The organism is Sphingorhabdus sp. YGSMI21 (assembly GCF_002776575.1).
Taxonomy (GTDB): Bacteria; Pseudomonadota; Alphaproteobacteria; order Sphingomonadales; family Sphingomonadaceae; genus Parasphingorhabdus.
Window position 1 is genome coordinate 3,256,844 of sequence record NZ_CP022548.1, and the last position, 24,398, is coordinate 3,281,241.

Consider the following 24,398-nt stretch of genomic DNA (forward strand, 5'->3'; position numbering starts at 1 on the left):
TTTAGCCCTGGTCGGCGCGGCTGACGCCGTCTCCATCGAGGTTCAGGGCGACAAAGTCCCAGTCGATCGCATTGTCGAGCAGCGCGGACACATAGTCCGGACGCGCATTCTGGTAGTCCAGATAATAGGCATGTTCCCAGACATCGAGCGTCAGCACAGGTTTCACATCATGCGCCACGGGCGTATCGGCATCGTGATAGGAAGTGATCTTCAACTCGTCACCATCCAGCACCAGCCAGGCCCAGCCGCTGGCGAAATGACCGGTCGCTTCGTCCTTGAACTTGCTCTTGAATTCGTCGATCGAACCGAAGCTGCTTTCCAGCCGGTCTTTCAGTTCGCCGGTAATTTCCTTTTTTTCCGGTGACAGGCAGAGCCAGTAGAAGCTGTGGTTCCAGACCTGTGCGGAATTGTTGAACAGGCCACCGTCTGCCGCCTTGATGACTTCCGAAAGCTTCTTGCCCTCGAGATCGGTGCCCTCAATCGCGTCATTGGTCTTGCTGACATAGGCATTGTGATGCTTGCCGTGATGATAGTTAAAGGTGTCCTCGGAAATCAGGTCGCCGAAGGCGGTTTTTTCATAAGGGAGCGGGGGAAGTTCGAAAGCCATAGTGTCTTTTCTCCATAATTTTTGAGACGTGGTGCTTCAACGCATGAATAGCGGAAAAGATGCAAGGATAAATATCTCTCTGCTCACTCTGGCGCGTCCAAAAATCCATTTTTTCGTGACATCGGCCGGGTGCTTGCATAAAGTTAAAGCCTAATTGTAAAAAGCTCACTGGGGGGAATATAATGGCGAAGTTTTTTGGAAATCTGAATGCGGTGATGATTGTCGGACTGATCGCGGCAATCGCACTGATGTTTGGCCTTGATGGCGATATGGTCAACGGCAACACAATCGGCCGCTGGCTGCACCTGTTCTTCGGGGTGCTCTGGATTGGTTTGCTTTACTATCTGAACTTTGTTCAGGTGCCGCTGATGCCAACTATTCCGGACGAGCTCAAGCCCGCAGTCGGCAAGCATATCGCACCGAAAGTCCTTTTCTATTTCCGCTGGGCCGCCTTGCTCACCGTGGTCACCGGCCTGTATGTGGCATGGGTCAGCGGCTGGGTTCACCAGGCGATGACGCTACAGTCAGGATATACGTTGATCGGTGTTGGCATGTGGATCGCCATCGTCATGGCAGCCAATGTCTGGTTCATCATCTGGCCGAACCAGAAGAAGGTCCTCGGCATTGTCGAAGCCACAGCTGACCAGAAAGCCTCTGCGGGCAAGATCGCTATGATGGCGTCGCGCACCAATGTGCTGCTTTCGCTGCCGATGTTCTACACGATGGTAAACGCCAATATGGGGTAAACGCCAATATGGGGTAAACGCCAATATGGGGTAAACGCCAATATGGGGTAAACGCCAATATGGGGTAAACGCCAATATGGGATAATATTGGAAGATCTGGAAGCATGTTGAAGGGGGCTTGGCGGCCCCCTTTTTCATGTGCCCAGCAGATCATGCCGTTTCAGCGAATGGCGCAACTGGTCATAGGTCAGGTTGAGTGCCTTGGCAGTGTGCCGCTGATTATAGCGCGACTTGGCCAGCGCGGCCTCCAATATCCGCTTTTCAAAGGCTTCCACCGCCGCTTTCATGTCATCGATGCCGTCGAACGCAATGTCATTGGCAGCAGTCTCGACGCGCGCCGGTGCGGTCTCGCCAACCGGCTGCTTGGCCGGTTCGCTTTTCTGCTCAGCCTGCATCTCGCGCGGCTTCCAGGGAGATTCGAACGGATCGAACACAATATGGTCGACCGCTCTGCTGTGATCATTCCATTGATAGACCGCGCGCTCGATCACATTGCGCAATTCCCGGACATTGCCCGGCCAGTTGTGGCGGTTCAGGGCCTCGGATGCGAGCCGGCCGAAGCCGGGCCAGGACGGCCATTCCAGTTCCGCCGCCATCCGGCGACCGAAATAGTCGGCCAGCACCGGGATGTCGCCTTCGCGCACGCGCAGCGGCGGCAGCGTCACCACCTCGAACGACAGCCGGTCGAGCAAGTCGGCCCGGAATTTATTCTCTTCCGCCATTTTCGGCAGGTCGGCATTGGTTGCCGCGACGATGCGGACATCGACCCGTTGCGGCCGGGACGATCCGATCCGCGTGATTTCCCCATATTCGACAGCCCGCAGCAACCGCTCCTGCGCGCCGGTGGACAATGTCCCCAGTTCGTCGAGGAACAATGTGCCGCCGTCGGCCTCTTCAAACCGCCCTACCCGCGCCTTGGTCGCGCCGGTGAAGGCACCGGCCTCATGGCCGAACAGTTCCGCTTCGATCAGGGTCTCCGGCATGGCGGCACAATTGAGCGTGATAAACGGCCCGTCCCAACGCATGCTGAGCCGGTGAAGACGTTCTGCAATAAGTTCCTTGCCAGTGCCGCGCTCACCGACCACAAGCACGGGACGGTTAAGCGGCGCGGCCCGACTGGCTTTTTCCACCGCATCGAGAAAGGCGCCCGATTCGCCGACAAATTGACCTTCGCGTTCCATGGCCAAGATATAGTGTAAAATCCCACTAAATAGCAATTAATACTATGCACGCGACCCGCAGAAAATTGATATTTCTTTTATTTTCAGTATCTTAAACAAGTTGGCACGGCTTCTGCAATGTTGGTTTCATATAGGAACACAACCACTGGAGAACACCATGCCAGCCCTGAACAAAATGAGCCGCACCGATATTTCCGCGATCGTTTCGATCCTGCTTTTCAGCGCGATGATATTGATCAGCGCCGTCGGACCTGCACAGGCCGAAGGCAATATGGTGAAAAACCAGTCCGAGTCCCCCGCTGTCAGCTTCGTTAACATAGGTTATCGGGCGTGACAGACAAAATGGCCGGGTCCCCTTCTTTCCCCCTTGTCGAAGTCAGGTCCCGGCCACCTTTTGAAATTCATCAGGTTGATGTAGAGCAGGACACGAGCGAAGGTTCGAACAAGTTCAAACCCAACCACAGATCCAACCGGAGTATGTACATGGCAGGTATTTTTTCAAGAACGCGCGACATTATCGCCGCCAACGTCACCGACATGCTGGACAAGGCCGAAGACCCCTCGAAAATGATCCGCATGATCATTCTGGAGATGGAAGAGACTTTGGTTGAAGTTCGCGCTTCCGCAGCCCGCACGATTGCCGACCAGAAGGAAATGCGCCGTCACATCGACAAGCTCGACCATCTGACCGAAGACTGGAGCGAAAAGGCCCAGCTCGCGCTCTCCAAGGATCGCGAAGATCTTGCCAAGGCCGCCCTGGTCGAAAAGCGCAAGGCTGCAGATATGGCTGACCAGCTGAAAGCCGAAATCAAGGTTCTTGATGACGCGCTTCGCTCCTCTGAAGGCGACATCGCGAAACTGCAGAAGAAGCTGCAGGAAGCCCGCTCGCGCCAGAGCAGCCTGGTCAACCGGCTGGAAAGCGCAGAGAATCGCGTGAAGCTGCGCGAAATGTATAATGGTGAAAAGGTCCACGATGCCTTCTCCCGTTTCGAATATCTCGAACGCCAGGTCGATTTCGCCGAAGGCCGCGCCGATGCGCTTGGCATGGGCGGAGAGCCGCAGAGCCTGGAAAACCAGATCGCTGCGCTCGAATCCAGCGACAAGGTTGATGAAGAACTGGAAGCCATGAAGGCGGCCATGAAAAAAGGTGACGCATAATGCAGGAAGAACTCATCATCATTCCCATCGTGATGGGAACATTGTTCATCGGTCTGCCCTGGTTGATTTTCCACTATGTGACCAAATGGAAAACCGCCGCGACGATCACCAATGAAGACGAACATTTGTTGGAAGAATTGCACCACATGGCCCGCCGTCTGGACGACCGGATGGAAACCATTGAACGGATCATGGCCGCGGACAACCCCGATTGGCGTCAATCCGCTCTGCCGGCATCGAAAGCCGAACAAGCCCCAACGCTCGAAAATTTTGACGAGCTTCTGAAGAAAGAAAGGCACCCCTCATGAGCTCCTCACGCACGAAATTCTATCTCGACAAGCAGCGCGCAAAATGGAGCGGTGTCTGCGCCGGGATCGCCGACTATACCGGGATCAATGTCGCCTGGGTCCGGCTTGCAGCGATCATTGCTACAGTGACCTTCGCTTTCCCCTGGACGCTGGTTGCTTACTGGGTCGCGGCAAAGATTTCCGAACCGAAACCGGTCGGCATGTATCTGAGCGATCCGGAAGACACGAAATTCTGGCAGGGCGTGCGCCAGTCGCCCCGCCGCACGACCCGCGATATCAAGTCGCGTTTCCGCGAGATCGACCGCAAGCTGGCCGACATGGAACTTTACTACACCAGCAAGAACACGACTCTGTCGAACGAAATTGAAAATCTGCGCTAGACGCCGGAACAGGGAGAATTAATATGGATTGGGGGAGCCCCGAATTTGTAATCGCCATCATCGCCGTCAGCTACGGAGGATGGATCATCAACAACTGGATCAGAGCCAAACATGGCTATGAACTGGAAGATGAATGGGGCGGAAAGAGCAGCAAGGCTGATCCTAACGAACAGCGCAAAATCGAGCTTCTCTCGAACGAGAATGCAGAGCTGGTCGGCAAGATCGACCGCTTGCAGGAAAGGCTCCAGGTCCTCGAAAGGATCGCTACCGATCCGGCGAAACGCACGGCAGACGAAATTGAAGCACTGAGGGAGAAGAACTGATGGATCCGGAAAAGATCGCCATGATCACACAGCTCGCACCAATTATCGCGACGGTCGCTGCCATCGCGGTCGGCGGCTGGGTCCTGACCACCTGGATGCGGATCAAGAACGGCTATCCCCTCGAAAACCAGTGGGGCAAGTCCGTCTATCCCAAGACCGACAAGGAAGCGGTCGAACGGGTCAAATTGCTGACCAACGAAAATGCCGAACTGCGCGCCGAAATCGGCTCGATGAAAGACCGGCTCGCCAATGTCGAACGGATTGTCACCGATGACAGCCATCGGCTGACACAGGAAATTGAACAGCTGCGCGACAAGCGCGCGAACTGAAGGGATTGAATCGATGGAAGGGATTATCGCGTTACTGATACCATTTGGAGCCTTCGCCGTAGCAGGCTTTGCCATCTGGACCGGTCACCAGCGCAAGCTGATCAAGATGCGGGGCGAGTTTCCCGGAAGCCAGGACGCCGATGCGGAGCGGATGCGGGAGGAATTGAAATATCTGAAGGAGCGCGTTGCCGTGCTCGAACAGATTACCACCGACGGCCACAGCACCCGGCAGCTGGAAAGCGAGATTGAGCAGCTGCGCAGTCGCTGACCGGCACGCGAAAAAATTTGAGGGAGTGTTTTAATGAATCCGTTTGAAATGGTCGTTGCCATCATCATCGTTGTGACGATCGGCAAAGTGCTGAGCACCCGTTACCGGGCGCAAAATGGAATTATCGAAGACCAGCATGGCAACGAGATTGCCGCGCAGAATCAAGATGCTGGTCGACTGCAGGAAGATGTCAAATATCTCAAGGAACGCGTCGCGGTGCTGGAGAAGATCGCCACCGACGATCGCGGGGCCCGGGAACTGGAAAACGAGATCGAAAAATTGCGCGACCGGTAAGCCGGTCCGGGAAGTGGAAGGACAAGCATGATGCAAGAACCTGCTTTTTATATGATCACCGCGGCTTTTTCGCTGATCGGACTGACGGTCCTGGCGCTGGTCGCCCTGCGTGGCTGGCGCGACTGGATCGCGCTCAAGTCCCGCGAAATCGAGCAGCGTCGCGAGGATAATCCCCCCACCGCGACATCGCGAATCGAGGTTGCCGACCTCAAGGAACGTATCCGCAAGCTGGAAGCGATTGCCGCCGGGGTGGAGCTTTAGTCAAACACCGTTCGTCCTGAGCTTGTCGAAGCATCGGCCTGAGCGCGTGCCGCCTGTCCTTCGACAAGCTCAGGACGAACGGGTGGTTTAAATCGGGTGACCTTGGCCGCCGACCCTGCTAACCGCCCTGCCCATGAGCAAAATTGACGACCTGATCGAAGAATATGAATTCCTCGAACCCGATGACCGCTATCGCCTGCTGATCGATCTCGGCAAGCAGCTCGATCCGATGCCGGACGCGCTGAAAACCGATGCGACGCTGGTGCGCGGCTGTTCCGCTTCGGTCTGGGTCTATCCCACGCAACTGGATGACGGACGGCTGCATTTTCTGGCCGACAGCAATGCTGCGATCACCAAGGGCATTATCGCGCTGGTGCTGGAAACGGTACAGGATCAGGCGGCCGAGCAGATCACAGGTACCGATATTGCTGCCGTGCTCGAGCCTTTTGACCTGAAGAACCAGCTGAGTTCGAACCGCACCCAGGGCATTCCCAATATGATCGCGCTTATTCAGCAGACCGCGTCGCGGTTGCAGGGCAACTAGTACCCCTGCGCAGGCAGGGGTCCATCTCCCGATGCTCGATCCAAAATATTTGTAGAGGTTCGCACTCGACTATCGTCTGGTGCCATTTCGAACGGCTATGATTGCCGCAATGGTGGGAGATGGCTTCCTGCCTTCACAGGAATACAGCGGCTAAACAGGCTTCCAGACCCGGCGCTCTTCGGCAATCCGCAACACGTCATAAGCTGCCTGCGCCGCCTGGAATTTCTTGGCCGCCTCTGCATCGCCCGGATTGACGTCGGGGTGATATTCCTTGGCCATCGTCCGCCATGCTTTTTTCACCGTGTCGAATTCGACATCGGGGGTCAGATCAAAAATCTCCAGCGCGGTCATCTCATCGCGCGAGCGGCTGCCGTCGCCGGACCCCATCCAGCTGTAATGCGCCGCTTCCTGATAGGCATTGGCGTCGCGCTGCTCATCGGCTTCACGCTTCTTGCGCTCTTCCTTGTCGAGACCCTCGAAATAATCCCAGCCCCGGTTATATTCCGCAGCGTGGGTCTGGCAGAAATACCAGCGTTCGGGACTGTTGGGGGATTTCGGCGCAGGACAATTGCCGGCTTCGTCGCAACCGTGCCGGTCACAAATCTTGACCTGCTGGGTCTCGCGCGAACTTTCGTAGCTTCCCCATCTCGGGAAACCCCAGTTATCTGATCGTTTTGCTTTTGGCATAGTCCCTATTCTAACAGACGAACCCTGCGAGTTCCACCGCTAAGATAATACCAGAGGGTCTGTAAGCCGGGTTCTGTCCATCCGCCGAAACGGAATAGCCAGCCATTCATCTCGGCCATGCATTGCTGCGTGGCTCAAGCAACCAACCCGGGCAGCAGGCCGAAAAAGCCATATGCCGCCCCTATTTGGTTTTGCTCCAGGTGGGGTTTACCATGCCAGGGCTGTTGCCAGTCCCGCGGTGCGCTCTTACCGCACCCTTTCATTGTCACGTGACCGAAGCCGTCGCGACCTGCTTTCTGTTGCACTTTCCCTAGGGTTGCCCCCGCCGGACGTTATCCGGCACCTTCTAATCGTGGAGCCCGGACTTTCCTCGACAAACTGCCGCGGCTGGCCGACCCTCTGGTCCGCTCTATTTAGTGATTCCGCGCTCTCTGTCCAACATTAAAGACAAAAGCAGCGAGCGACACTCGCCATCGATCGCGCCATCAATATTTTCTGGCCGGAAACGCCGCTGAAAAGCCACCACTGCTGCGGTCTGCTCGGATATATCATAGCCGAACCGTTCCAGCGCCAGCATGAAGCCGCCGTCGGTCCATGGCGGGTCGTTCAGTTTTGCTGTTGGCCTTTTCAGCGCGATACCGTGGCGCGCCAGGCGATCCCAGTCGAACAATTCGCCCGGATCCTGCTTGCGCGCCGGAGCAAGATCGCTGTGACCGATAACATTGGAGGCGGTGATATTGTGCCGTTGCACGATGCCATGCGCAAGACGGGTGACGGCATCCATCTGCTCTTCCGGGAAGGGCACATAACCCCATTCATGCCCGGGATTGACGATTTCGATACCGATGCTGGCGCTGTTCACATCACTGATCCCGCGCCAGAAGCCCCGCCCCGCGTGCCAGGCCCGTTTCTCCTCTTCGACCATCTGGACGATCTGGCCATCCTCGGTCACCACATAATGGGCCGAAACCTTGGCTTCGGGATTGGCCAGCCAGCTGATCGCCGAAGCAGCGTCCTTCATGCCGGTATAGTGCATGACAAGAATGCTTATCGGCAGCTGGCGCTCGTCAAAATTGGGAGACGGCGTCCATATCGCATCCATGAAAGACCTCTCCTTCGCAAATCAGGCGGTGACGATAGCACCCAAAAGCAATTCTGTCGTCGATGGTGGCGAGATCCGCAAATCGCCGCCATTTTTCAGGGTCAGTTCCCGGGTCATCCACGCGCCCGCGGTCCGCGCGCTGAGATCGGCCTGCGCGATGGTACCATCCAGGGCAGATCGTATTCCCTCGTCAAGCGCGATCTTGTCGCCTTCTGCCCGGATAACGACCTCGACCCCCAGTTCCCCCTGCTCGGCACCGACATCCAGTCGTCCGCCCCGCACCAGGGATTCCTTGGCAATTAGCGCGAGATTGAGGAGAATCTTGATCGCTTTCTTGGGCAAGGCCTCGCCCTGCAAGGCCCAGCCCAGAGTGATCTTGCCCGAATCGCCGAGCAGTGATTCGATCAGCTGCCGCGCCTCTGCCGGATCGACATTGTCGCCGAAACCGCCGGCGGCGCCAAAGGCGAGCCGGAAATATTTCAGCTTGTTGGCCGATACTCTGGCGCTGTCCGCGAGCAGATCCATGCAGCGATCGCGCATCACCGGATCGGTTTCGCCTTCCAGCAATTCGAGGCCGTTGTTGAGCGCTCCGACCGGGCTGAGCAAATCATGGCATATTTTCGAACATAGCAGTGATGCCAGGTCAACTTCGCTATTCGACATATAAACGCGCCCTTAACTGTAATTTCATTCCGCGGCTGTTTGGCCTTTTGCACCGGTGCAATCAAGGGGGATCGCATTGAAACGACCATAAATTTCCCCGTTTTCAACCGCATGCCAGGCGGCGGCGTCCTGTCCGTTGAGGATCAGCCAGAGCCGGCCATCGGGCGCAGCGCTACCGGCGTCGGTCGGGGAAGGCTTCACCGGTCCGTTCGGGTGCGAATGATAATAGCCGGCAATGGGCTCTCCGCCGCGGCGCTGGTCTCGTTCTGCGGCGATCAATATGGCCGGATCAATCTCGAAATGGCACCTCGGATCGGCAGCGACATTCGGCGCGGACCGATAGGACCAGACCCGTCCCGCGCTGCCGAACAATATCCCGCAGACCTCCTGCGGCACTGCCGCGAGGGCGAGTTGCTGGAGTTCGGCCAACATCGCGCTTGATATAAACAGTTGCATGGCCCACATCTACCCGATGAACGCGGGGCAATCTACAATATCCGGAATCTTGCCGGATTCTCAGAAAAAACAGCGTCTAGATGCTGCCCTGACAGAGGTGGTGGAAGGGCTTTCGCGCGAGCGCGTGAAATCGCTGATCTCGAATGGGAACCTGCTGGTCGACGGCACGGTCTTCACCGATCCTTCGGCCAAGAAACTGGCCGGCAAACCATTCGAACTGACCATTCCCGAACCGGTCGAAGGACCGGCCCAGCCTCAGGATATTCCGCTGGACGTGGTCTTTGAAGACACGCATCTCATCATCGTCAACAAGCCGGCGGGGCTCGTCGTGCATCCCGCCGCCGGACATGCCGACGGCACGCTGGTCAACGCGCTGCTACACCACTGCCGGGGCCAGTTGTCGGGGATTGGCGGCGTTTCCCGGCCCGGAATCGTCCACCGGATCGACAAGGATACGTCGGGACTGATGGTCGCGGCCAAGACCGATGCAGCGCATCAGGGCCTGAGCGCCCTGTTCGCCAAGCATGATATCGAGCGGCGCTATCTGGCGATTGTCAACGGCCGGCCCAATCCGCCCATGGCAACGATCGAGGGGAGCATCGGCCGGAGCAATGTCAATCGCAAGAAAATGGCGGTTGTCGGCGACGACCGGGGCAAAGCGGCAATGACCCATTATACAGTCAAGGAAATGCTCGACGGCGCCGCGCTGGTCGAATGCACGCTGGAAACCGGGCGTACCCACCAGGTCAGGGTCCATATGACCCATATCGGGCACAGCCTGATTGGTGACCCGCTCTATGGCGCTGGTCGAAAATCATTACTTTCCCGGCGAAAAGATATTCAATTTCGACGCCAGGCGCTGCATGCTGCTAGTCTTGGATTTGTTCACCCGATAACGGACGAAAAATTGATGTTTTCTATCGATTTCCCGGACGATATGCAGGAACTATTCATGAAGTTGCGTGTATAAGTAACACACCTTATATCGCTTTTGACCAAAGGGTGCTTGATGAGGCCTGGCGGCACAACAAAGAAGGAACGAAAATGGCTAATGGTAGCAATGTTCCGGCCAAGATCCCAGCCTTAGGGGGGGATGCAAGCCTGAACCGATATCTTTCGGAAGTTCGCAAATTTCCGATATTGACTCCCGAACAGGAATATATGCTGGCGAAACGCTATTCTGAGCACAAGGATCAGGAAGCAGCAGCCCAGCTCGTCACCTCGCATCTGCGACTCGTTGCCAAGATTGCAATGGGCTTCCGCGGCTACGGCTTGCCCGTGTCGGATCTGATTTCCGAAGGCAATGTCGGCCTGATGCAGGGCGTGAAGAAATTCGAACCCGATCGCGGTTTCCGCCTCGCAACCTATGCGATGTGGTGGATCCGTGCATCCATTCAGGAATATGTGCTGCGCAGCTGGAGCCTCGTTAAAATGGGCACGACCGCGGCCCAGAAGAAACTGTTCTTCAACCTGCGCCGGATGAAGAATAATCTGGATGCGTTTGAAGACGGGGATCTGTCACCGGAAGACGTGCAGAAAATCTCCACCGATCTTGGCGTCGCGGAGCATGAGGTGGTCAATATGAACCGCCGCATGTCGATGGGCGGCGATGCGTCGCTCAACGTCTCCCTGTCGTCCGAGGACGGCGATGGCGGCCAGTGGCAGGACATTTTAGAAGACGACGGCCCGCTGCACGATGAATCGATCGCTGCCGCACAGGAAGCCGATTTCCGTCACGAAATGCTGACCGAAGCCATGGGTTCGCTGAACGAGCGCGAGCAGCATATTTTGGCTGAACGCCGCTTGTCGGAAGATCCCAAGACGTTGGAAGACCTGAGCAAGGTCTATGAAGTGAGCCGCGAGCGCATTCGTCAGATCGAAGTTCGCGCGTTCGAAAAACTGCAAAAGGCGATGCTCCGTATCGCCGGAGAAAAGCAGCTTCTGGCAGCGAGTTGATCGCCGGGCACGACTCCGGTCCGAAATAGCGAAACGCCCCGAAACAGAAATTGTTTTCGGGGCGTTTTGCATTTAGGCTGCCCCTCATGCGGGCGATCAGATTTCTCTTCAAATTTGCTGTCTATTTCATTCTGATCACGGTGGCGTGGGTCGGGATCTATGCAATTTTGCCGCCGCCAATAACCGCAACCATGATTCTGGATGAAAATGGCATCACCAAGGACTGGACGAGTTTCGGCGATATTTCCCCGAATATGGCGCGGGCGGTGATTGCTGCGGAGGACAGTAAATTCTGCAGCCACAACGGTTTCGACACCGAAGCGATCCAGAAAGCGATTCAGCGCAACGCTCAGGGCGGCCGGATAAGAGGCGGATCCACCATTTCCCAGCAAGTCGCGAAAAACGCGTTTCTCTGGCAGGGCGGCGGATTTTTCCGCAAGGGGCTGGAAGCCTATTTCACCTTCCTGATCGAGACGATCTGGAGCAAGCGGCGGATCATGGAAGTCTATCTCAATATCGCGGAAACCGGCATCGGCACCTATGGCGTGCAGGCTGGTGCGCAGCGCTATTTCAAAAAGGACGCGAAGGATCTGACCAAGATCGAAGCGGCACGCATCGCGGCGGCCCTGCCCCTGCCCAAGAAGCGCGCTGTCAACGGCGCCAGCGGCTTTACCCGGCGCTATGGCAACACGATTGCGGCACGGATCAATGTGGTGGCCAACGAGGGGTTAGACAGCTGTATCTACAATTAAATATATACGCACATCTACTGTGATAAAAATAGAACGCAAAATTCTCGTCGGCGCCTGCCTTGCGCTTATTCTTGCCAATTTGTGTTGGTACAGTTTCGATCGAGATAATGATCAATCTGCTGATGTTCAATTGGGCACAACGATTGCGGCTTTAAGTTTTTCCGACAAAGCTTCGATCGATAAATTACCGTATTATGATCGAGCTCAAACCGCTTGGATTAAAGATAGTGCTGTGGTGAAGGACATTACGACTGAGCTGGTCGACGATGATCCTCAGAACCTCGGACCGGATAGCGTGGGCAAATATGTGGTGGTCCGCCTAGAACGGGAGACCGGCTCGACAGCCTATATCGAGACAATCAAGGCGCTGGCTTCGAGAGGGATCTGCTTGGTCGCATTAGTAGATGCAACAAACCCTAGACAAGAGGAAGGTGTTTTCTGGGCAGACATATCCAGGATTATCAGGGTCAAAAATGCCCGTGGGCAGTCGGTAAATTGCCACGACCGCTTTAATACCTAGATGTCTAACCCATTGGCCGGGATTGCAACGCCGAACCGAGAAAAGAGACGGATTTTCTAAGCCGCGTCTTCCTTCTTCGCCTTGGCACTCTTCGCAATCACCTTCACCGGTTCTTTCGTGCCAGCGACGACATCCTTGTCGATCACAATCTCGTCCACACCTTCCAGATCGGGCAGGTCGAACATCGTATCGAGCAGGATATTCTCGACGATGGAACGCAGGCCGCGCGCACCGGTTTTGCGTTCGATAGCCTTGTTGGCAACCGCAACCAGTGCGTCGTCGGTGAATGTCAAACCGACATCTTCCAGCTCGAACAATTTGCGATATTGCTTCACCAGCGCGTTTTTCGGTTCCTGCAAAATCGTGACCAGCGCATCGACATCGAGATCTTCGAGCGTCGCGATCACCGGCAGACGGCCGACGAATTCAGGGATCAGACCGAATTTGAGCAGATCCTCGGGCTCGCCCTGGGCCAGCAGTTCGCCGATACGACGCTCTTCGGGAGCGGCGACATGGGCGCCGAAACCGATGGACTTGCCCTCCAGACGGTCGCCAATGATCTTTTCCAGACCAGCGAAAGCACCGCCACAGATAAATAGGATATTGGTGGTATCGACCTGCAGAAACTCCTGCTGCGGATGCTTGCGGCCGCCCTGCGGTGGAACGCTGGCGGTTGTGCCTTCCATCAGCTTCAGCAAAGCCTGCTGAACGCCTTCACCGGAAACATCGCGAGTGATCGACGGATTTTCCGCTTTCCGGCTGATCTTGTCGATTTCGTCGATATAGACGATGCCGCGCTGGGCCTTCTCGACATTATAGTCGGAAGCCTGGAGCAGCTTGAGAATGATATTCTCGACGTCCTCGCCGACATAGCCGGCCTCGGTCAATGTCGTCGCATCGGCCATGGTGAACGGCACATCAAATGTCTTCGCCAGGGTCTGCGCCAATAGCGTCTTGCCGCAGCCGGTGGGGCCAACGAGCAGGATGTTCGACTTTGCCAGTTCGATATCGCCGGATTTGGCGGCGTGGTTGAGGCGCTTGTAATGATTGTGGACAGCAACCGACAGCACGCGTTTCGCGCGTTTCTGTCCGATCACATAGTCGTTCAATACATCGCAGATTTCCTGCGGCGTCGGGACTTCACCGTCCTTGCGGCCGGTAGCGGCACCCTTGGTTTCCTCGCGAATGATGTCGTTGCAAAGCTCTACGCATTCATCGCAGATGAACACCGTGGGTCCGGCAATCAGCTTGCGGACTTCATGTTGGGATTTGCCGCAGAAAGAGCAATATAAGGTGCTCTTCGAATCAGATCCCGTCAATTTCGTCATAAAAAGTCCTTTAAACCGGCCTATATTCTATATCTAACCGCCATATCGCAAATTGCCACCGCTTTTTTCGCGGCTTTTCCGGCGAATAGACAAGTCTATCAAATATGGCTTAAATTTCGTTTAGAGCCGCACCAACGGCTTATTTGGTATCTTCCGACGGCACGGGACGCTTGTTGTAGACTTCATCCACGATGCCGAAAGCCTTGGCCTCGTCGGCTTCGAGAAATGTATCGCGATCCATGGCCTTCTCGATCTCTTCGACCGATTTTCCGGTATATTGCGCGTAAAGTTCATTCATTCTTGCACGGATACGCAGGATTTCCTTGGCCTGGATCTCGATATCCGATGCCATGCCCTGGGCGCCGCCGGAAGGCTGATGCACCATGATCCGCGCGTTGGTGGTGGCCATGCGCATGCCCGGTTCACCGGCTGCCAGAAGGAAGCTGCCCATCGAGGCCGCCTGACCGACGCAAACCGTACCGACGCGGGGCCGGATATATTGCATCGTGTCGTGGATCGCCATGCCGGCGGTCACCACGCCACCTGGCGAGTTGATGTAGAGATAAATATCTTTCTTGGGATTTTCTGATTCCAGAAACAGCAATTGTGCGGTGATGATTGAAGCCATGCCGTCCTCGATCGGGCCGGTGACAAATACGATCCGCTCGCGCAGCAGTCGGGAAAAAATGTCGAAGCTGCGTTCGCCGCGGTTGGATTGTTCGATAACAACCGGGACTAGAGCGTCTGTGATCGGATCATGCATGTTGTAGGTCGTCCTGTTTTTATCTCTTTTGCGCCTGTCTTCAGCGTCGCCACTACATCGGGATTATCGCCGAATTGTTCAAGGGCTTTAACGATCTTGAGCAAGAATGATTGCCGCCAATAAAAAATACCTTGTCGAGACAAGGATCATTGTGCACGATCCCGGCTATCCCTACATGTTATGCAAGGCAATGCTGATCGTTCCGTGATCGGTGCCAGTCGAATTTCCATCTGCGGAGTCAAGAATGATAACCACCAACAGCCCGATTACACCCTTTTACAACGAAGAGGACGAGGAAGAGAACAAGTCCGGTGGCCTGCCCGGCGCCATGATGACGAAATTTCTGGAAGCCCGTACGATCATGATATTCGGCGGCATTGACCAGAAGCTGGCGGAGCGGGTCTCGACGCAGCTGCTCTATCTCGACCATGTCAACAATGATCCCATTCGCATCTTTCTGAATTCTCCCGGCGGTCACGTCGAATCGGGCGATACGATTCACGATCTTGTCCGCTATATCAGCTCACCGGTCGCCATGATCGGAACCGGCTGGGTCGCGAGCGCCGGCACGCATATTTTCCTCGGCGTTCCCAAGGAACAGCGCTTCTGCCTGCCCAATACCCGGTTCCTGATCCATCAACCATCCGGTGGTGCCGGCGGCAAGGCATCGGACATTGCAATTCAGGCGCAGGAAATCGTCAAGATGCGCGAAAGACTGGCGCGGATTATCGCGGACGAAACCGGACAGGACGTCGAGCGGGTCCGCAAGGATATTGATCGCGATTACTGGATGAGCACCGAAGAAGCCAAGGAATATGGCATTCTCGGCACCGTGATTGACAAGGCTAGCGAAGTCATCATCTAACGTCATCATCTAACGAGGGCTGGCGCGCTCCTTTGGCAGCCAGATCTCGTTGATCTCAGCCCATAAAAAAGCCGGACAGGTTCACCCTGCCCGGCTTTTTCAACGTCCCGACGGGATAGATTATTTCTTGGCTGGCGCCTTTTTCGCAGCCGGCTTTTTCGCCGCTGGCTTCTTGGCCGCCGGTTTTTTGGCTGGAGCCTTCTCGGCAGCGGCCTTGGCCGGAGCCTTTTTCGCTGCAGCCTTCTTGGCCGGTGCCTTTTCGGCATCGTCCTTCTTGGCAGCTGGCTTTTTCGCAGCGGCTTTCTTGGCTGGCGCCTTTTTCTTGGCTGCCGGCTTTGCTTCGGCTTCGTCTTCTGCCTCGATCGCAGCTTCCAGCTCTTCACGCGTTACCTTGCGGTCGGTGATTTCGGCCTTTTCAAACAGGAAGTCGACAACCTTGTCTTCGTACATCGGTGCGCGAAGCTGGGCTGCCGCCATCTGGTCCTGCTGGATATACTGGACGAACCGGTCGCGGTCTTCCGGACGATATTGCTGAGCCGCCTGCTGGATCAACATGCCCATTTCCTGCTGGCTGACTTCGACGCCATTGGCCTGGCCGATTTCCGAGAGCAGCAGTCCAAGCCGGACACGACGCACCGCTATATCGCGATATTCGTCTTTCTCGTCTTCCATTTCCTTGCGGGCCGCCTCAGGATCTTCTTCCTGGGCCGCTTCCTGCTCGAGCTGCTGCCAGATCTGGTTGAATTCGGCTTCGACCATGCCCGGTGGCACTTCGAAATCATGGCTGGCTGCCAGCTGGTCCAGAAGCTTGCGCTTCATATGGGTCCGGGTCAGGCCGTTGAGTTCCTGTTCGATCTGGCCCTTGAGCAGTTCGGACAGCTGGTCAATGCCTTCCAGACCCATGGATTTCGCCATTTCGTCGTCGGCTTTTGCCACCTTCGGCTTCTGCACTTCGGCAACAACAACGTCGAAAGTCGCGTCTTTGCCCTTGAGGTCCTCGACATTATAGTCGTCGGGGAAGGTCACCTTGACGAGCACTTCGTCATTGGCCTTCTTGCCGATCAGCTGGTCTTCGAAGCCCGGGATCAAACGGCCGGAACCGAGTTCGATCGCCATGCCTTCGCCCTTGCCGCCTTCAAACGGCACGCCGTCAACCTTGCCTTCGAAATCGATCAGGCACTGGTCGCCGGTCTGCGCCTTGTAGGTTTTGGGTGCGGTTTCGAACTGTTTCTGGCTTTCGGCGAATTTCTGCAGCGCTTCATCAACGGTTTTCTTGTCCGCTTCCACCTGAAGGCGTTCGAGTTTCAGACCGTCGACCGATGGAGTCGGAACATCCGGCAGGATTTCCAGATCGAGCTTCACATTGGCGTCCTTGCCCGGCTCATAGCCTTCTTCAAGGTCGACATTGGGCTGCATCGCCGGACGGAGATTATTGTCCGTCATGGTTTTCTCGATGCTTTCCTGGATCGAGCTGGTCAGCGCGTCCTGCATCAGGGCGTCATTGTGCATCTTGCGCACAAGATTGGCCGGAACCTTTCCTTTGCGGAAGCCGGGCATATTCACCTGTGGTGCAAGCTTCTGCACTTCGGCTTCGACCCGCGATTCGATATCCTTCGCGGTAATCTTGATTTCATAGGCCCGTTTCAGACCTTCGTTCAGCGTTTCAACAATCTGCATGACTATCCTTCTGGTGCCTTCATATTCGATGTGTAACGATAGATATTGCAACTAACTTGGTGCGGGCGAAGGGACTCGAACCCCCACACCCGAAGATACCAGAACCTAAATCTGGCGCGTCTACCAATTCCGCCACGCCCGCCCAGCTAAGTCGTCAAAACTCTATCGAAGTACGATTGACCCGCGCGCCTAGCCGAAAGGCTCGTTGAGGGCAAGTGGGGTTTGAAATTCTAATCGACCAATTGCCGAATCAGCCTGGTCACGGGCCATAGGGCCTTGCCTGCCCGACCCCGCTTCACTCAACCACAGCGTCAGAGACAATGGCGTCCGCTTCCGTGACCTCAGCTTCTGCGGCACTTTCTGGCGCAGGTGATGCGGCCAGCGCTGCTTCAGCAGCCGCGACGCGCGCCGCTTCTTCCTCGGCCTTGATATCAATCACCTGGTCACGCTCATATCTGAACAGGCCTTCGACCGGTCCCATTCTGCTGACCATCGCCCGATAGACATTATTCAGCTTGCCCGAGGGCGCAAATTCCGCACGTGCGGCGGGATAGGATGAAAGAGAATCGGGCAATCCGAACTTGACCGGCAATTTCAGCCACCGCAACGCCTTTGAATCGGGAGAGTTCTCCTGCAAAAGCATCGGCCCGAGAAGCGCTGTACCGCCATTGTCTAATGCGGGTGCATTGGTCAGGAAATTGCCCAGATCCGTGATCTGTCCGGCGCTGACCGAAAATTTCACGCTGCCCATGCAATAGCAGACACCAGTCGTCGCCGCACCGGGGACGCTCAATACCGGGCCGAAATAATTATAATTGCCCGGTTCGACTTCGATCATATAGCTGAAGACAGGATTTTCCTTGTCGGACTTGTCCTTGGAGAAAACAAACTGGGGACCAAAGCTGACCGAATTCCACAACTCGATCGGTCCGATCGAGAATGTTTCAGCGGTTGGTTCGACCGGCTTCTTGCCGGGGCGGCTCGCCCTGGATTCGGTCAGGCTTTCCCATCTCTTAAGTTCCCGAACATATTTGCTTTTCGCCTTCTCGAACTGTTCGGTCCACTCGGCCTCGTAGGCCGCGATATTTTCCTGACCGGGTTCCTTGATGAAGACACCCCATTGTCGGCTGTTTCCGTGCAGGAATATATATCCCTTGCTTTCGTCAAACAGGAATTTGCCGTTTTTCAGATTCTTTTCTTCGACGGAATCGAATTCGATATTCCGGCTCTCCGCCTGAGCGGGACCGGTTGCCGCCAGAGCGATCAGGGGAAGCAAGAGGATTGCGAATTTCCGCGTGATATTGTTTCTCATTTTTCAAGCACCTCGCCTGCCGGTTTCGGGCCGGATATTACCTTGGCCTGGATCAAGAAATATTCCCGGCGCTTGTCGTCATTTGCTTCGCCGAAGCCTTCCTCAAAATGGAATTTCTGCCACCGCTCCTTTTCAAGCCCGTATCGGTCATAGCCCTTGAAGGCCATGCAGTTGCGAAGATTGACGCGACGGACCCGGCGGCGCTCGGCAGAGCCGAATATGGCATCGGCCACCAGCGAACCGATAATGCTGCCGGCCGCGCTGCCCAGCATGCCGGCTTGCGGCGAATAATAAGAGACGCTGGTGCTGTAATAGCCCGCGCCGCGCGCCAGGGCATCGCATTCGTTTATATCGCCGAAGGCAACGTCAAAGCTCGTGTCCGGCCGGTGGAAGAAGAAATATTTGTCGTAAACCCTGATATCCGCTTCGGTTTCTTCAAATTGCAGATCGGGATATTCGATCGCAGCAATTTGGTCTTCCGAAAAAACCTCCAGCGGCGGCTCCGATTTGATCGCCTGCCCCCAGGCAGCCTGTGAAATACTAGCCGCCGCGATGAATATCGCAAAATTCCGCACTGAATAACCTCCCCCGAAATCCATTATAGATTTCAGGAGACGCTATTTGCATTCACCGCTTCAATCAAGGACCTTCTTCAATAGTTCATTCACCACCTGCGGATTGGCTTTGCCTTGCATTGCTTTCATCGTCTGGCCGACGAAGAAACCGAACAGCTTGTCTTTGCCACCGCGGTACTGGGCGACCTTGTCTTCGTTGGCGGCCATGACGTCGGCGATGACTTTTTCGATCGCGCCGGTGTCGGATTCCTGCTTGAGCCCCTGTTCCTCGACGATTTTCTTCGCACCATCACCGGTTTCGAGCATGATCTCGAAGACCTGCTTGGCGATCTTGCCCGAAATCGTGCCATCGGCAACCAGGCTGAGCAATTCAGCGGCCTGCGCCGGGGAAACCGGGCTGTTCTCGATGTCGAGTCCCATGCGGTTGAGCGCGCCGAACAGTTCGGACGTCACCCAGTTGGCGGCGCTGCTGGCAATTTTTTCGGGCTGGTCGGTGGTTTCGAGCAGTTCCTCGAACCAAAGAGCGGTTTCATGCTCTGCGGTCAGGACCGCAGCATTATAGGCGCTCAGGCCGAGAACGCTCTTGTAGCGCGCGCGCTTTTCGTCGGGCAGTTCCGGCAGGCTTGCCTTGCAGTCGAAAATGAAATCATCTTCCAGCTCCAGCGGCAACAGGTCGGGATCGGGGAAATAGCGGTAATCATGCGCGTCTTCTTTCGAGCGCATCGACCGCGTTTCGCCCTTGTCCGGATCAAACAGGCGGGTTTCCTGCACAACTTCGCCGCCATCCTCGATCAGATCAACCTGACGCTGGGCTTCATATTCGATCACCGCCTGGATGAAGCGCATCGAGTTGACATTCTTGGTCTCGGTCCTTGTGCCGAGTTCGCCGCCGGGCTTGCGCACGCTGACATTGACGTCGGCGCGCATCGAGCCCTGTTCCATATTGCCGTCGCATGACCCGACATAGCGCAGGATCGAACGCAGCTTGCGAACATAGGCCGCGGCTTCCTTGGGCGAGGTCATATCCGGTTTGGAGACGATTTCCATCAGAGCGACGCCGCAGCGGTTGAGATCGACATAGGACATGGTTGGATGCTGGTCGTGCATCAGCTTGCCGGCATCCTGTTCGATATGGATCCGCTCGACACCGATTGCCTTGCCGTGGGCGTCCGGATCTTTCTCATCGAGCGAAATCTGGATCACGCCCTCGCCCACGATCGGATGGTAAAGCTGCGAAATCTGGTAGCCCTGCGGCAGATCGGCGTAGAAATAATTCTTGCGGTCAAAGCGCGAATATTTGTTGATCTGCGCGTTGATCGCGAGACCGGTGCGCACCGCCTGACGGACGCATTCGCCGTTCAGCGTCGGCAACATGCCGGGCATGGCAGCGTCGATGAGGCTGACCTGCGTATTCGGCTCAGCGCCAAATTCGGTCGAGGCCCCGGAAAAGAGCTTCGATTCGGAGGTGATCTGGGCGTGGACTTCGAGGCCGATCACGACCTCCCATTCGCCAGTTCCGCCCTGGATACGATATGTTGATTCAGTCATATGGATTCTTCCGCTTAATTCTTCCATGCAGGAGCAAGTTATTCCACCAATCAAAATACCTGCTGAAATTATGCAATTGAAACGTTAGTAGGCAGTATATCCACAGTATTGCAGCCCAGACGGTCCACAATAAAACAGACAATATCGGCTTAAAAACCAATTCATTGATTAACTCGCCCAGCAAATTTCACCACCACTGTTCCGGTTTCGCCACGAATCCAGCCCGTTCCTCGATTGCCAGACCTGCGTTGAACACGCTCTGCTCATCCAGCGCCTTGCCGATGATCTGCAGGCCGAGCGGCAAGCCCTTGCCGTCCAGTCCGGCGGGCACGGACATCGCTGGCAATCCGGCCAGCGAGCTGGGCACGGTGAACACGTCGTTGAGATACATGGCCAGCGGATCGTCGCTTTTCTCGCCCAGACCAAAGGCTGCGCTTGGCGCGGTCGGGGTCAGCAGCAGGTCGCAGCTGTTCCAGGCCTTGTCGAAATCCTGCGAGATCAGCGTGCGGACCTTCTGCGCCTGGGTATAATAAGCGTCATAATAGCCGGCGCTCAGCACATAGGTGCCGATCATGATCCGGCGTTTCACTTCCGGTCCGAAACCGGCTTCGCGGGTGGCGGCATACATGTCCTGCAGCCCTGCCCCGTCCGGCAGATCGCGCAGACCGTAGCGCACGCCATCATAGCGCGAGAGATTGGACGATGCTTCGGCGGGCGCGATGATATAATAAGCCGGCAATGCATATTTTGTGTGCGGCAGCGAGACATCGACGATAGTCGCTCCAGCATCCTTGAGCATTTCAATGCCCTTTTGCCACAGCGCATCAATTTCAGGTGGCATATTGTCGACCCGATATTCCTTGGGAATACCAATCTTTTTGCCCGCCAGATTGCTATTGAGCGCCGCTTCCCAGTCGGGAACGGGCAGGTTCAGCGAAGTCGAATCCTTGGCATCGAAACCGGCCATGGATTCGAGCATGATCGCGCAATCGCGGACATCATGGGCCATTGGACCAGCCTGATCGAGCGAGCTGGCGAAAGCAATCGTGCCCCAGCGCGAGCAACGGCCATAAGTCGGCTTGAAGCCGGTGATGCCGACAAACGCGGCAGGCTGGCGAATCGATCCGCCCGTGTCCGTGCCGGTGGCTGCCGGCGCGATATGGCCGGAGACGACCGCCGCGCTGCCGCCCGATGAACCACCAGGCGCCAAGTCGACGCTACCGCCGTCATTGCGCCGCCAGGGCGAAATCACATTGCCGAATGCGCTGGTCTCGTTCGACGAGCCCATGGCAAACTGGTCCATGTTGAGCTTGCCGAGCATTCCTGCGCCCGCCTTGAACAGGTTGGACGAAACGGTCGATTCATACTGGGGAACAAAGCCTTCAAGAATGCGGCTGGCCGCCGTGGTCGCGACGCCCTCGGTGCAGAACAGGTCTTTCATGCCGATCGGAACGCCGGCCATTTTGCCGAGCGTTTCGCCGTTGGCCTTGGCCTTGTCGGTGGCTTCCGCCGCCGACAGAGCATGTTCCGGCGTTTCGACCAGAAAGGCGTTCAATGGCTTGGCCGCGCTGACCCGCGCGATGAATGTCTCTGCAACTTCCTTCGCGGTGAAATCGCCGCCGGCAATGCCGCTGCGGATATCCGCGATACCCATTTCAAATATTGCGGTCATAGCACTGGCTCCGTTCGTGCTGAGCTTGTCGAAGCATTGGTGTTTGCCGCCGGGCCCTTCGACGGGCTCAGGGCGAACGGGGTTTCTTTCCGAAACATCATTATTCAATCACCTTCGGAACGGCAAAAAAGCCATGTTCGGCGATTGGCGCATTGGCCAATATCTTGTCACGAATCTCGCCATCGGTGACGACATCCTCGCGCAGCCGCAATTTGTTCGGGATCACCGCCGTCATCGGCTCGACCTTCGAACAATCCACTTCGCCCAGTTGCTCGACCCAACCCAATATCTGGTTGAGCTCGGGCACGAAGGCATCCGCTTCGGCTTCGGTAATCGCGATCCTCGAGAGGCTGGCGATCTTTTTGACGGTTTCCTTATCGATTGACATGACTCATTCTTTTCAGGTTCATCTTTTTTCGGGTATTTTGGATTTTTTTTGTGTACCGAGCGCCGCTAGCACTGGCGCGGAGCGGCTTCAAGCGGATTGAAGCGGCACAAGCAGGTTGGAGTATCTTTTGGCCCGTAAATTTCTTTATTTTGTCGCAGGCATGGTCATTCTCGTGCTCGCCGGCGCATTTGTTTATCAGGTCTATGGCGACGATCTGATGGAAGTGGCCTTTGTGCCCGACACCGAATTTGCGGCACAGGAAGTGCTGGAAACCAATGTTTATGCAGACACCGCGATGTGGCTGGCCCGGCCCGAACTGGTAAAGGACAACCCCGCCCTCTGGCTTCCCGAAGGCTATGAGGACAGCGAGCCCGCGCTCCCCGAGACCGGAAAGGCCGCCGTTTTCTTCGTTCACCCGACGTCCTTCCTGAAAAAGGACCACTGGAATGCGCCGCTCGACGATGAAGAATCGCAAGACCGGGCGCGCATTTTCCTGCGCGGACAGGCCAGCGCCTTCAATGCGGTCGGCCAAGTCTGGGCCCCGCGCTACCGCCAGGCGACTCTCGGCGCGTTTCTGACCGAAAAGCCGGAAGGCCAGCGGGCGCTGGACGCAGCCTATCAGGACGTACTGGCGGCCTTCGATTATTTTGTCGGGGAAATTCCAAGCGATCAGCCAATTATTCTGGCCGGACACAGCCAGGGCAGCCTGCATCTGACCAATTTGCTCAAGGACCGGGTCGCGGGCACACCGCTCGCCACCCGGATTGTCGCCGCTTATGTGGTAGGCTGGCCGGTTTCGGTGGATACGGATATTCCGGAAATGGGACTCGATATTTGCGAAGCGCCCGATCAGACCCGCTGCATCATGGCTTGGCAGAGCTTTGCCGAACCCGCAGATTATGGCCGGATCGTCAAAGTCTATGACATGACCATCGGCTTCAACGGCGAGCCGCGAAAGGACAGCAAGCTTCTATGCAGCAATCCGGTCAACGGCGACGTCAACTCCTCCTCTCCGGCTTCGGCCAATCTCGGCACGCTTGTCCCGAACGACGATCTGAGCGAGGCGAGCATCACCGTCGGATCGGTACCAGCCCGATGCGATCCGCGCGGTTTTCTGCTGATCGGTGACCCGCCTGAGCTCGGCCCCTATGCCCTGCCCGGCAATAATTACCACGTCTATGACTATAGCCTGTTCTGGGCCAATATTCGCGCGGATGCGCGCCGGAGGATGGCGGCATTTCCGGCACGTTGATCTCCGATGATGTCGCCGCCTTCGCGCAGGCGCTGCCCGATGGTGGCCGGTTACTGGGCCTTGATATCGGCACCAAGACGGTGGGCATGGCCCTGTGCGATTCGCACTGGACCTTCGCGACCGCTGCCGAAACCATCGAGCGGCGCAAATTCTCCAAGGATCTGGAACGTATCAAGACGGTGATCGCCGAACAGAATATCGTCGGACTGGTCGCTGGCCTGCCGCTCAATCTCGACGGCAGCCAGAGCCCGCAGACTCAGGCAGCACGCGCCTTTGCGCAAAATCTCAAACCTCTCGGTCTGCCGATTCTGCTTTGGGACGAACGGTGGAGTACGCAAGCGGTCACCCGCGATCTGATCGCTTCGGACGTCAGCCGGAAGAAACGGGCCAAGGTCGTCGACAAAATGGCCGCCGCCTATATTTTGCAGGGCGCCATCGACAGGCTTGCCGCGCTGCCATGATGGCACTATAGAACCCGCTTTA

The 24,398-nt window shown here is 56.4% G+C and carries 32 protein-coding genes, 1 tRNA gene and 1 other RNA gene; 18 read left to right on the plus strand and 16 right to left on the minus strand.

Features of this window, described 5'->3' with window-relative positions; all coding sequences use genetic code 11:
• Position 1: 1 nt before the first annotated feature.
• Positions 2–607, minus strand: coding sequence for a superoxide dismutase (locus CHN51_RS15595; protein ID WP_100094844.1), 606 nt, complete (start codon positions 605–607; stop codon positions 2–4).
• Positions 608–789: 182 nt separating this feature from the next.
• Here CHN51_RS15595 and CHN51_RS15600 point away from each other — a divergent pair, with 182 nt between their 5' ends.
• Positions 790–1,353 (plus strand): urate hydroxylase PuuD, encoded by a 564-nt coding sequence (locus CHN51_RS15600; RefSeq protein WP_100094845.1) that lies wholly within the window; start codon positions 790–792, stop codon positions 1,351–1,353.
• Between the two features lie 134 nt (positions 1,354–1,487).
• Here the strand turns inward: CHN51_RS15600 and pspF are convergent, their stop codons facing one another.
• Complete coding sequence (gene pspF / locus CHN51_RS15605; protein ID WP_100094846.1) at positions 1,488–2,534, minus strand: phage shock protein operon transcriptional activator; 1,047 nt, start codon at positions 2,532–2,534, stop codon at positions 1,488–1,490.
• A 157-nt stretch (positions 2,535–2,691) separates the two neighbouring features.
• On the opposite strand from pspF, the gene CHN51_RS19845 reads away from it, so the two are divergent.
• The 10 genes from CHN51_RS19845 to CHN51_RS15650 all read left to right on the plus strand — a co-directional run bounded on the left by CHN51_RS19845 (position 2,692) and on the right by CHN51_RS15650 (position 6,399).
• Entirely contained in the window at positions 2,692–2,868 is a 177-nt protein-coding gene (locus CHN51_RS19845; protein ID WP_164089240.1) for a hypothetical protein, read from the plus strand.
• A gap of 149 nt (positions 2,869–3,017) precedes the next feature.
• Positions 3,018–3,692 (plus strand): phage shock protein PspA, encoded by a 675-nt coding sequence (gene pspA, locus CHN51_RS15610; protein ID WP_100094847.1) that lies wholly within the window; start codon positions 3,018–3,020, stop codon positions 3,690–3,692.
• On the plus strand, positions 3,692–4,000 hold the full coding sequence (gene pspB, locus CHN51_RS15615) for an envelope stress response membrane protein PspB (RefSeq protein ID WP_100094848.1): 309 nt from the start codon (positions 3,692–3,694) through the stop codon (positions 3,998–4,000). Before pspA ends, pspB begins: the two co-directional genes overlap by 1 nt.
• Entirely contained in the window at positions 3,997–4,380 is a 384-nt protein-coding gene (gene pspC / locus CHN51_RS15620; protein ID WP_100094849.1) for an envelope stress response membrane protein PspC, read from the plus strand. The genes pspB and pspC overlap by 4 nt, the downstream gene beginning before the upstream one ends.
• Before the next feature lie 23 nt (positions 4,381–4,403).
• Positions 4,404–4,703 (plus strand): hypothetical protein, encoded by a 300-nt coding sequence (locus CHN51_RS15625; RefSeq protein WP_100094850.1) that lies wholly within the window; start codon positions 4,404–4,406, stop codon positions 4,701–4,703.
• On the plus strand, positions 4,703–5,032 hold the full coding sequence (locus tag CHN51_RS15630; RefSeq protein ID WP_100094851.1) for a hypothetical protein: 330 nt from the start codon (positions 4,703–4,705) through the stop codon (positions 5,030–5,032). The genes CHN51_RS15625 and CHN51_RS15630 overlap by 1 nt, the downstream gene beginning before the upstream one ends.
• 13 nt (positions 5,033–5,045) lie before the next feature.
• Positions 5,046–5,300 carry a hypothetical protein gene (locus CHN51_RS15635; RefSeq protein ID WP_100094852.1) on the plus strand — a complete coding sequence of 85 codons (255 nt, stop codon included), beginning with the start codon at positions 5,046–5,048 and terminating at the stop codon, positions 5,298–5,300.
• A 33-nt stretch (positions 5,301–5,333) separates the two neighbouring features.
• Positions 5,334–5,594, plus strand: coding sequence for a hypothetical protein (locus tag CHN51_RS15640; protein WP_100094853.1), 261 nt, complete (start codon positions 5,334–5,336; stop codon positions 5,592–5,594).
• A gap of 30 nt (positions 5,595–5,624) precedes the next feature.
• Positions 5,625–5,855 carry a hypothetical protein gene (locus tag CHN51_RS15645; protein WP_100094854.1) on the plus strand — a complete coding sequence of 77 codons (231 nt, stop codon included), beginning with the start codon at positions 5,625–5,627 and terminating at the stop codon, positions 5,853–5,855.
• Between the two features lie 133 nt (positions 5,856–5,988).
• Entirely contained in the window at positions 5,989–6,399 is a 411-nt protein-coding gene (locus CHN51_RS15650; RefSeq protein ID WP_100094855.1) for a SufE family protein, read from the plus strand.
• Between the two features lie 150 nt (positions 6,400–6,549).
• Here CHN51_RS15650 and CHN51_RS15655 read toward each other — a convergent pair whose 3' ends face one another.
• The 5 genes from CHN51_RS15655 to CHN51_RS15675 form a co-directional block, all read right to left on the minus strand.
• Positions 6,550–7,086 (minus strand): DnaJ domain-containing protein, encoded by a 537-nt coding sequence (locus CHN51_RS15655; protein ID WP_100094856.1) that lies wholly within the window; start codon positions 7,084–7,086, stop codon positions 6,550–6,552.
• Between the two features lie 46 nt (positions 7,087–7,132).
• Positions 7,133–7,489: RNase P RNA component class A (gene rnpB / locus CHN51_RS15660), an RNA gene on the minus strand.
• 6 nt (positions 7,490–7,495) lie between these two features.
• Entirely contained in the window at positions 7,496–8,188 is a 693-nt protein-coding gene (locus tag CHN51_RS15665) for an N-acetylmuramoyl-L-alanine amidase (RefSeq protein ID WP_100094857.1), read from the minus strand.
• A 21-nt stretch (positions 8,189–8,209) separates the two neighbouring features.
• Positions 8,210–8,851 carry a histidine phosphotransferase family protein gene (locus CHN51_RS15670; RefSeq protein WP_100094858.1) on the minus strand — a complete coding sequence of 214 codons (642 nt, stop codon included), beginning with the start codon at positions 8,849–8,851 and terminating at the stop codon, positions 8,210–8,212.
• A gap of 24 nt (positions 8,852–8,875) precedes the next feature.
• Positions 8,876–9,307, minus strand: a complete 432-nt coding sequence (locus tag CHN51_RS15675) for a M67 family metallopeptidase (protein ID WP_100095693.1) — start codon at positions 9,305–9,307, stop codon at positions 8,876–8,878.
• A 16-nt stretch (positions 9,308–9,323) separates the two neighbouring features.
• Between CHN51_RS15675 and CHN51_RS15680 the strand changes: the two genes are divergently transcribed.
• From CHN51_RS15680 to CHN51_RS15695, 4 genes are all read left to right on the plus strand, one after another.
• Positions 9,324–10,277, plus strand: coding sequence for an RluA family pseudouridine synthase (locus tag CHN51_RS15680; RefSeq protein WP_100094859.1), 954 nt, complete (start codon positions 9,324–9,326; stop codon positions 10,275–10,277).
• 74 nt (positions 10,278–10,351) lie between these two features.
• Positions 10,352–11,263, plus strand: a complete 912-nt coding sequence (rpoH, locus tag CHN51_RS15685) for an RNA polymerase sigma factor RpoH (protein WP_100094860.1) — start codon at positions 10,352–10,354, stop codon at positions 11,261–11,263.
• An 86-nt stretch (positions 11,264–11,349) separates the two neighbouring features.
• Complete coding sequence (mtgA, locus tag CHN51_RS15690; RefSeq protein WP_100094861.1) at positions 11,350–12,015, plus strand: monofunctional biosynthetic peptidoglycan transglycosylase; 666 nt, start codon at positions 11,350–11,352, stop codon at positions 12,013–12,015.
• Between the two features lie 19 nt (positions 12,016–12,034).
• Positions 12,035–12,535 (plus strand): hypothetical protein, encoded by a 501-nt coding sequence (locus CHN51_RS15695; RefSeq protein WP_100094862.1) that lies wholly within the window; start codon positions 12,035–12,037, stop codon positions 12,533–12,535.
• A 56-nt stretch (positions 12,536–12,591) separates the two neighbouring features.
• Here CHN51_RS15695 and clpX read toward each other — a convergent pair whose 3' ends face one another.
• Entirely contained in the window at positions 12,592–13,863 is a 1,272-nt protein-coding gene (gene clpX, locus CHN51_RS15700) for an ATP-dependent Clp protease ATP-binding subunit ClpX (RefSeq protein ID WP_100094863.1), read from the minus strand.
• A gap of 139 nt (positions 13,864–14,002) precedes the next feature.
• A complete protein-coding gene (locus tag CHN51_RS15705) occupies positions 14,003–14,626 on the minus strand; it encodes an ATP-dependent Clp protease proteolytic subunit (RefSeq protein WP_100094864.1) in 624 nt (207 codons plus the stop codon).
• A gap of 244 nt (positions 14,627–14,870) precedes the next feature.
• On the opposite strand from CHN51_RS15705, the gene CHN51_RS15710 reads away from it, so the two are divergent.
• Positions 14,871–15,491, plus strand: coding sequence for an ATP-dependent Clp protease proteolytic subunit (locus tag CHN51_RS15710; protein ID WP_100094865.1), 621 nt, complete (start codon positions 14,871–14,873; stop codon positions 15,489–15,491).
• Positions 15,492–15,611: 120 nt separating this feature from the next.
• Here CHN51_RS15710 and tig read toward each other — a convergent pair whose 3' ends face one another.
• The 7 genes from tig to gatC all read right to left on the minus strand — a co-directional run bounded on the left by tig (position 15,612) and on the right by gatC (position 22,663).
• The gene (gene tig / locus CHN51_RS15715; RefSeq protein WP_100094866.1) at positions 15,612–17,168 is read right to left on the minus strand and encodes a trigger factor; all 1,557 of its coding nucleotides are present in this window, start codon (positions 17,166–17,168) and stop codon (positions 15,612–15,614) included.
• A gap of 57 nt (positions 17,169–17,225) precedes the next feature.
• Positions 17,226–17,310, minus strand: a tRNA-Leu gene (locus CHN51_RS15720).
• A 153-nt stretch (positions 17,311–17,463) separates the two neighbouring features.
• Positions 17,464–18,480 carry a hypothetical protein gene (locus CHN51_RS15725; RefSeq protein WP_100094867.1) on the minus strand — a complete coding sequence of 339 codons (1,017 nt, stop codon included), beginning with the start codon at positions 18,478–18,480 and terminating at the stop codon, positions 17,464–17,466.
• Entirely contained in the window at positions 18,477–19,055 is a 579-nt protein-coding gene (locus tag CHN51_RS15730; protein ID WP_123906334.1) for a hypothetical protein, read from the minus strand. Before CHN51_RS15730 ends, CHN51_RS15725 begins: the two co-directional genes overlap by 4 nt.
• A gap of 60 nt (positions 19,056–19,115) precedes the next feature.
• Entirely contained in the window at positions 19,116–20,603 is a 1,488-nt protein-coding gene (gene gatB, locus CHN51_RS15735; RefSeq protein WP_100095694.1) for an Asp-tRNA(Asn)/Glu-tRNA(Gln) amidotransferase subunit GatB, read from the minus strand.
• A 187-nt stretch (positions 20,604–20,790) separates the two neighbouring features.
• Positions 20,791–22,275: an Asp-tRNA(Asn)/Glu-tRNA(Gln) amidotransferase subunit GatA gene (gene gatA / locus CHN51_RS15740; protein ID WP_100095695.1), complete on the minus strand. Its 1,485-nt coding sequence runs from the start codon at positions 22,273–22,275 to the stop codon at positions 20,791–20,793.
• A 100-nt stretch (positions 22,276–22,375) separates the two neighbouring features.
• Positions 22,376–22,663: an Asp-tRNA(Asn)/Glu-tRNA(Gln) amidotransferase subunit GatC gene (gatC, locus tag CHN51_RS15745; protein WP_067199340.1), complete on the minus strand. Its 288-nt coding sequence runs from the start codon at positions 22,661–22,663 to the stop codon at positions 22,376–22,378.
• 127 nt (positions 22,664–22,790) lie between these two features.
• On the opposite strand from gatC, the gene CHN51_RS15750 reads away from it, so the two are divergent.
• Positions 22,791–23,915 (plus strand): DUF3089 domain-containing protein, encoded by a 1,125-nt coding sequence (locus tag CHN51_RS15750; RefSeq protein ID WP_100094869.1) that lies wholly within the window; start codon positions 22,791–22,793, stop codon positions 23,913–23,915.
• The gene (gene ruvX / locus CHN51_RS15755) at positions 23,912–24,376 is read left to right on the plus strand and encodes a Holliday junction resolvase RuvX (RefSeq protein WP_100094870.1); all 465 of its coding nucleotides are present in this window, start codon (positions 23,912–23,914) and stop codon (positions 24,374–24,376) included. Before CHN51_RS15750 ends, ruvX begins: the two co-directional genes overlap by 4 nt.
• Positions 24,377–24,398: the final 22 nt, after the last annotated feature.

Excerpts from the sequence above, each read along its gene's own strand:
- clpX (WP_100094863.1), bottom strand. The coding sequence starts at position 13,863 with ATGACGAAATTGACGGGATCTGATTCGAAGAGCACCTTATATTGCTCT.
- CHN51_RS15650 (WP_100094855.1), top strand. The coding sequence starts at position 5,989 with ATGAGCAAAATTGACGACCTGATCGAAGAATATGAATTCCTCGAACCC.
- pspC (WP_100094849.1), top strand. The coding sequence starts at position 3,997 with ATGAGCTCCTCACGCACGAAATTCTATCTCGACAAGCAGCGCGCAAAA.
- CHN51_RS15625 (WP_100094850.1), top strand. The coding sequence starts at position 4,404 with ATGGATTGGGGGAGCCCCGAATTTGTAATCGCCATCATCGCCGTCAGC.
- pspF (WP_100094846.1), bottom strand. The coding sequence starts at position 2,534 with ATGGAACGCGAAGGTCAATTTGTCGGCGAATCGGGCGCCTTTCTCGAT.
- CHN51_RS15655 (WP_100094856.1), bottom strand. The coding sequence starts at position 7,086 with ATGCCAAAAGCAAAACGATCAGATAACTGGGGTTTCCCGAGATGGGGA.
- CHN51_RS15670 (WP_100094858.1), bottom strand. The coding sequence starts at position 8,851 with ATGTCGAATAGCGAAGTTGACCTGGCATCACTGCTATGTTCGAAAATA.
- CHN51_RS15640 (WP_100094853.1), top strand. The coding sequence starts at position 5,334 with ATGAATCCGTTTGAAATGGTCGTTGCCATCATCATCGTTGTGACGATC.
- gatB (WP_100095694.1), bottom strand. The coding sequence starts at position 20,603 with ATGACTGAATCAACATATCGTATCCAGGGCGGAACTGGCGAATGGGAG.
- pspB (WP_100094848.1), top strand. The coding sequence starts at position 3,692 with ATGCAGGAAGAACTCATCATCATTCCCATCGTGATGGGAACATTGTTC.
- CHN51_RS15675 (WP_100095693.1), bottom strand. The coding sequence starts at position 9,307 with ATGCAACTGTTTATATCAAGCGCGATGTTGGCCGAACTCCAGCAACTC.
- mtgA (WP_100094861.1), top strand. The coding sequence starts at position 11,350 with ATGCGGGCGATCAGATTTCTCTTCAAATTTGCTGTCTATTTCATTCTG.
- CHN51_RS15645 (WP_100094854.1), top strand. The coding sequence starts at position 5,625 with ATGCAAGAACCTGCTTTTTATATGATCACCGCGGCTTTTTCGCTGATC.
- tig (WP_100094866.1), bottom strand. The coding sequence starts at position 17,168 with ATGCAGATTGTTGAAACGCTGAACGAAGGTCTGAAACGGGCCTATGAA.
- CHN51_RS15725 (WP_100094867.1), bottom strand. The coding sequence starts at position 18,480 with ATGAGAAACAATATCACGCGGAAATTCGCAATCCTCTTGCTTCCCCTG.
- CHN51_RS15595 (WP_100094844.1), bottom strand. The coding sequence starts at position 607 with ATGGCTTTCGAACTTCCCCCGCTCCCTTATGAAAAAACCGCCTTCGGC.
- gatC (WP_067199340.1), bottom strand. The coding sequence starts at position 22,663 with ATGTCAATCGATAAGGAAACCGTCAAAAAGATCGCCAGCCTCTCGAGG.
- CHN51_RS19845 (WP_164089240.1), top strand. The coding sequence starts at position 2,692 with ATGCCAGCCCTGAACAAAATGAGCCGCACCGATATTTCCGCGATCGTT.
- CHN51_RS15600 (WP_100094845.1), top strand. The coding sequence starts at position 790 with ATGGCGAAGTTTTTTGGAAATCTGAATGCGGTGATGATTGTCGGACTG.
- CHN51_RS15680 (WP_100094859.1), top strand. The coding sequence starts at position 9,324 with ATGAACGCGGGGCAATCTACAATATCCGGAATCTTGCCGGATTCTCAG.
- CHN51_RS15635 (WP_100094852.1), top strand. The coding sequence starts at position 5,046 with ATGGAAGGGATTATCGCGTTACTGATACCATTTGGAGCCTTCGCCGTA.
- CHN51_RS15630 (WP_100094851.1), top strand. The coding sequence starts at position 4,703 with ATGGATCCGGAAAAGATCGCCATGATCACACAGCTCGCACCAATTATC.
- pspA (WP_100094847.1), top strand. The coding sequence starts at position 3,018 with ATGGCAGGTATTTTTTCAAGAACGCGCGACATTATCGCCGCCAACGTC.
- CHN51_RS15710 (WP_100094865.1), top strand. The coding sequence starts at position 14,871 with ATGATAACCACCAACAGCCCGATTACACCCTTTTACAACGAAGAGGAC.
- CHN51_RS15705 (WP_100094864.1), bottom strand. The coding sequence starts at position 14,626 with ATGCATGATCCGATCACAGACGCTCTAGTCCCGGTTGTTATCGAACAA.
- rpoH (WP_100094860.1), top strand. The coding sequence starts at position 10,352 with ATGGCTAATGGTAGCAATGTTCCGGCCAAGATCCCAGCCTTAGGGGGG.
- CHN51_RS15665 (WP_100094857.1), bottom strand. The coding sequence starts at position 8,188 with ATGGATGCGATATGGACGCCGTCTCCCAATTTTGACGAGCGCCAGCTG.
- gatA (WP_100095695.1), bottom strand. The coding sequence starts at position 22,275 with ATGACCGCAATATTTGAAATGGGTATCGCGGATATCCGCAGCGGCATT.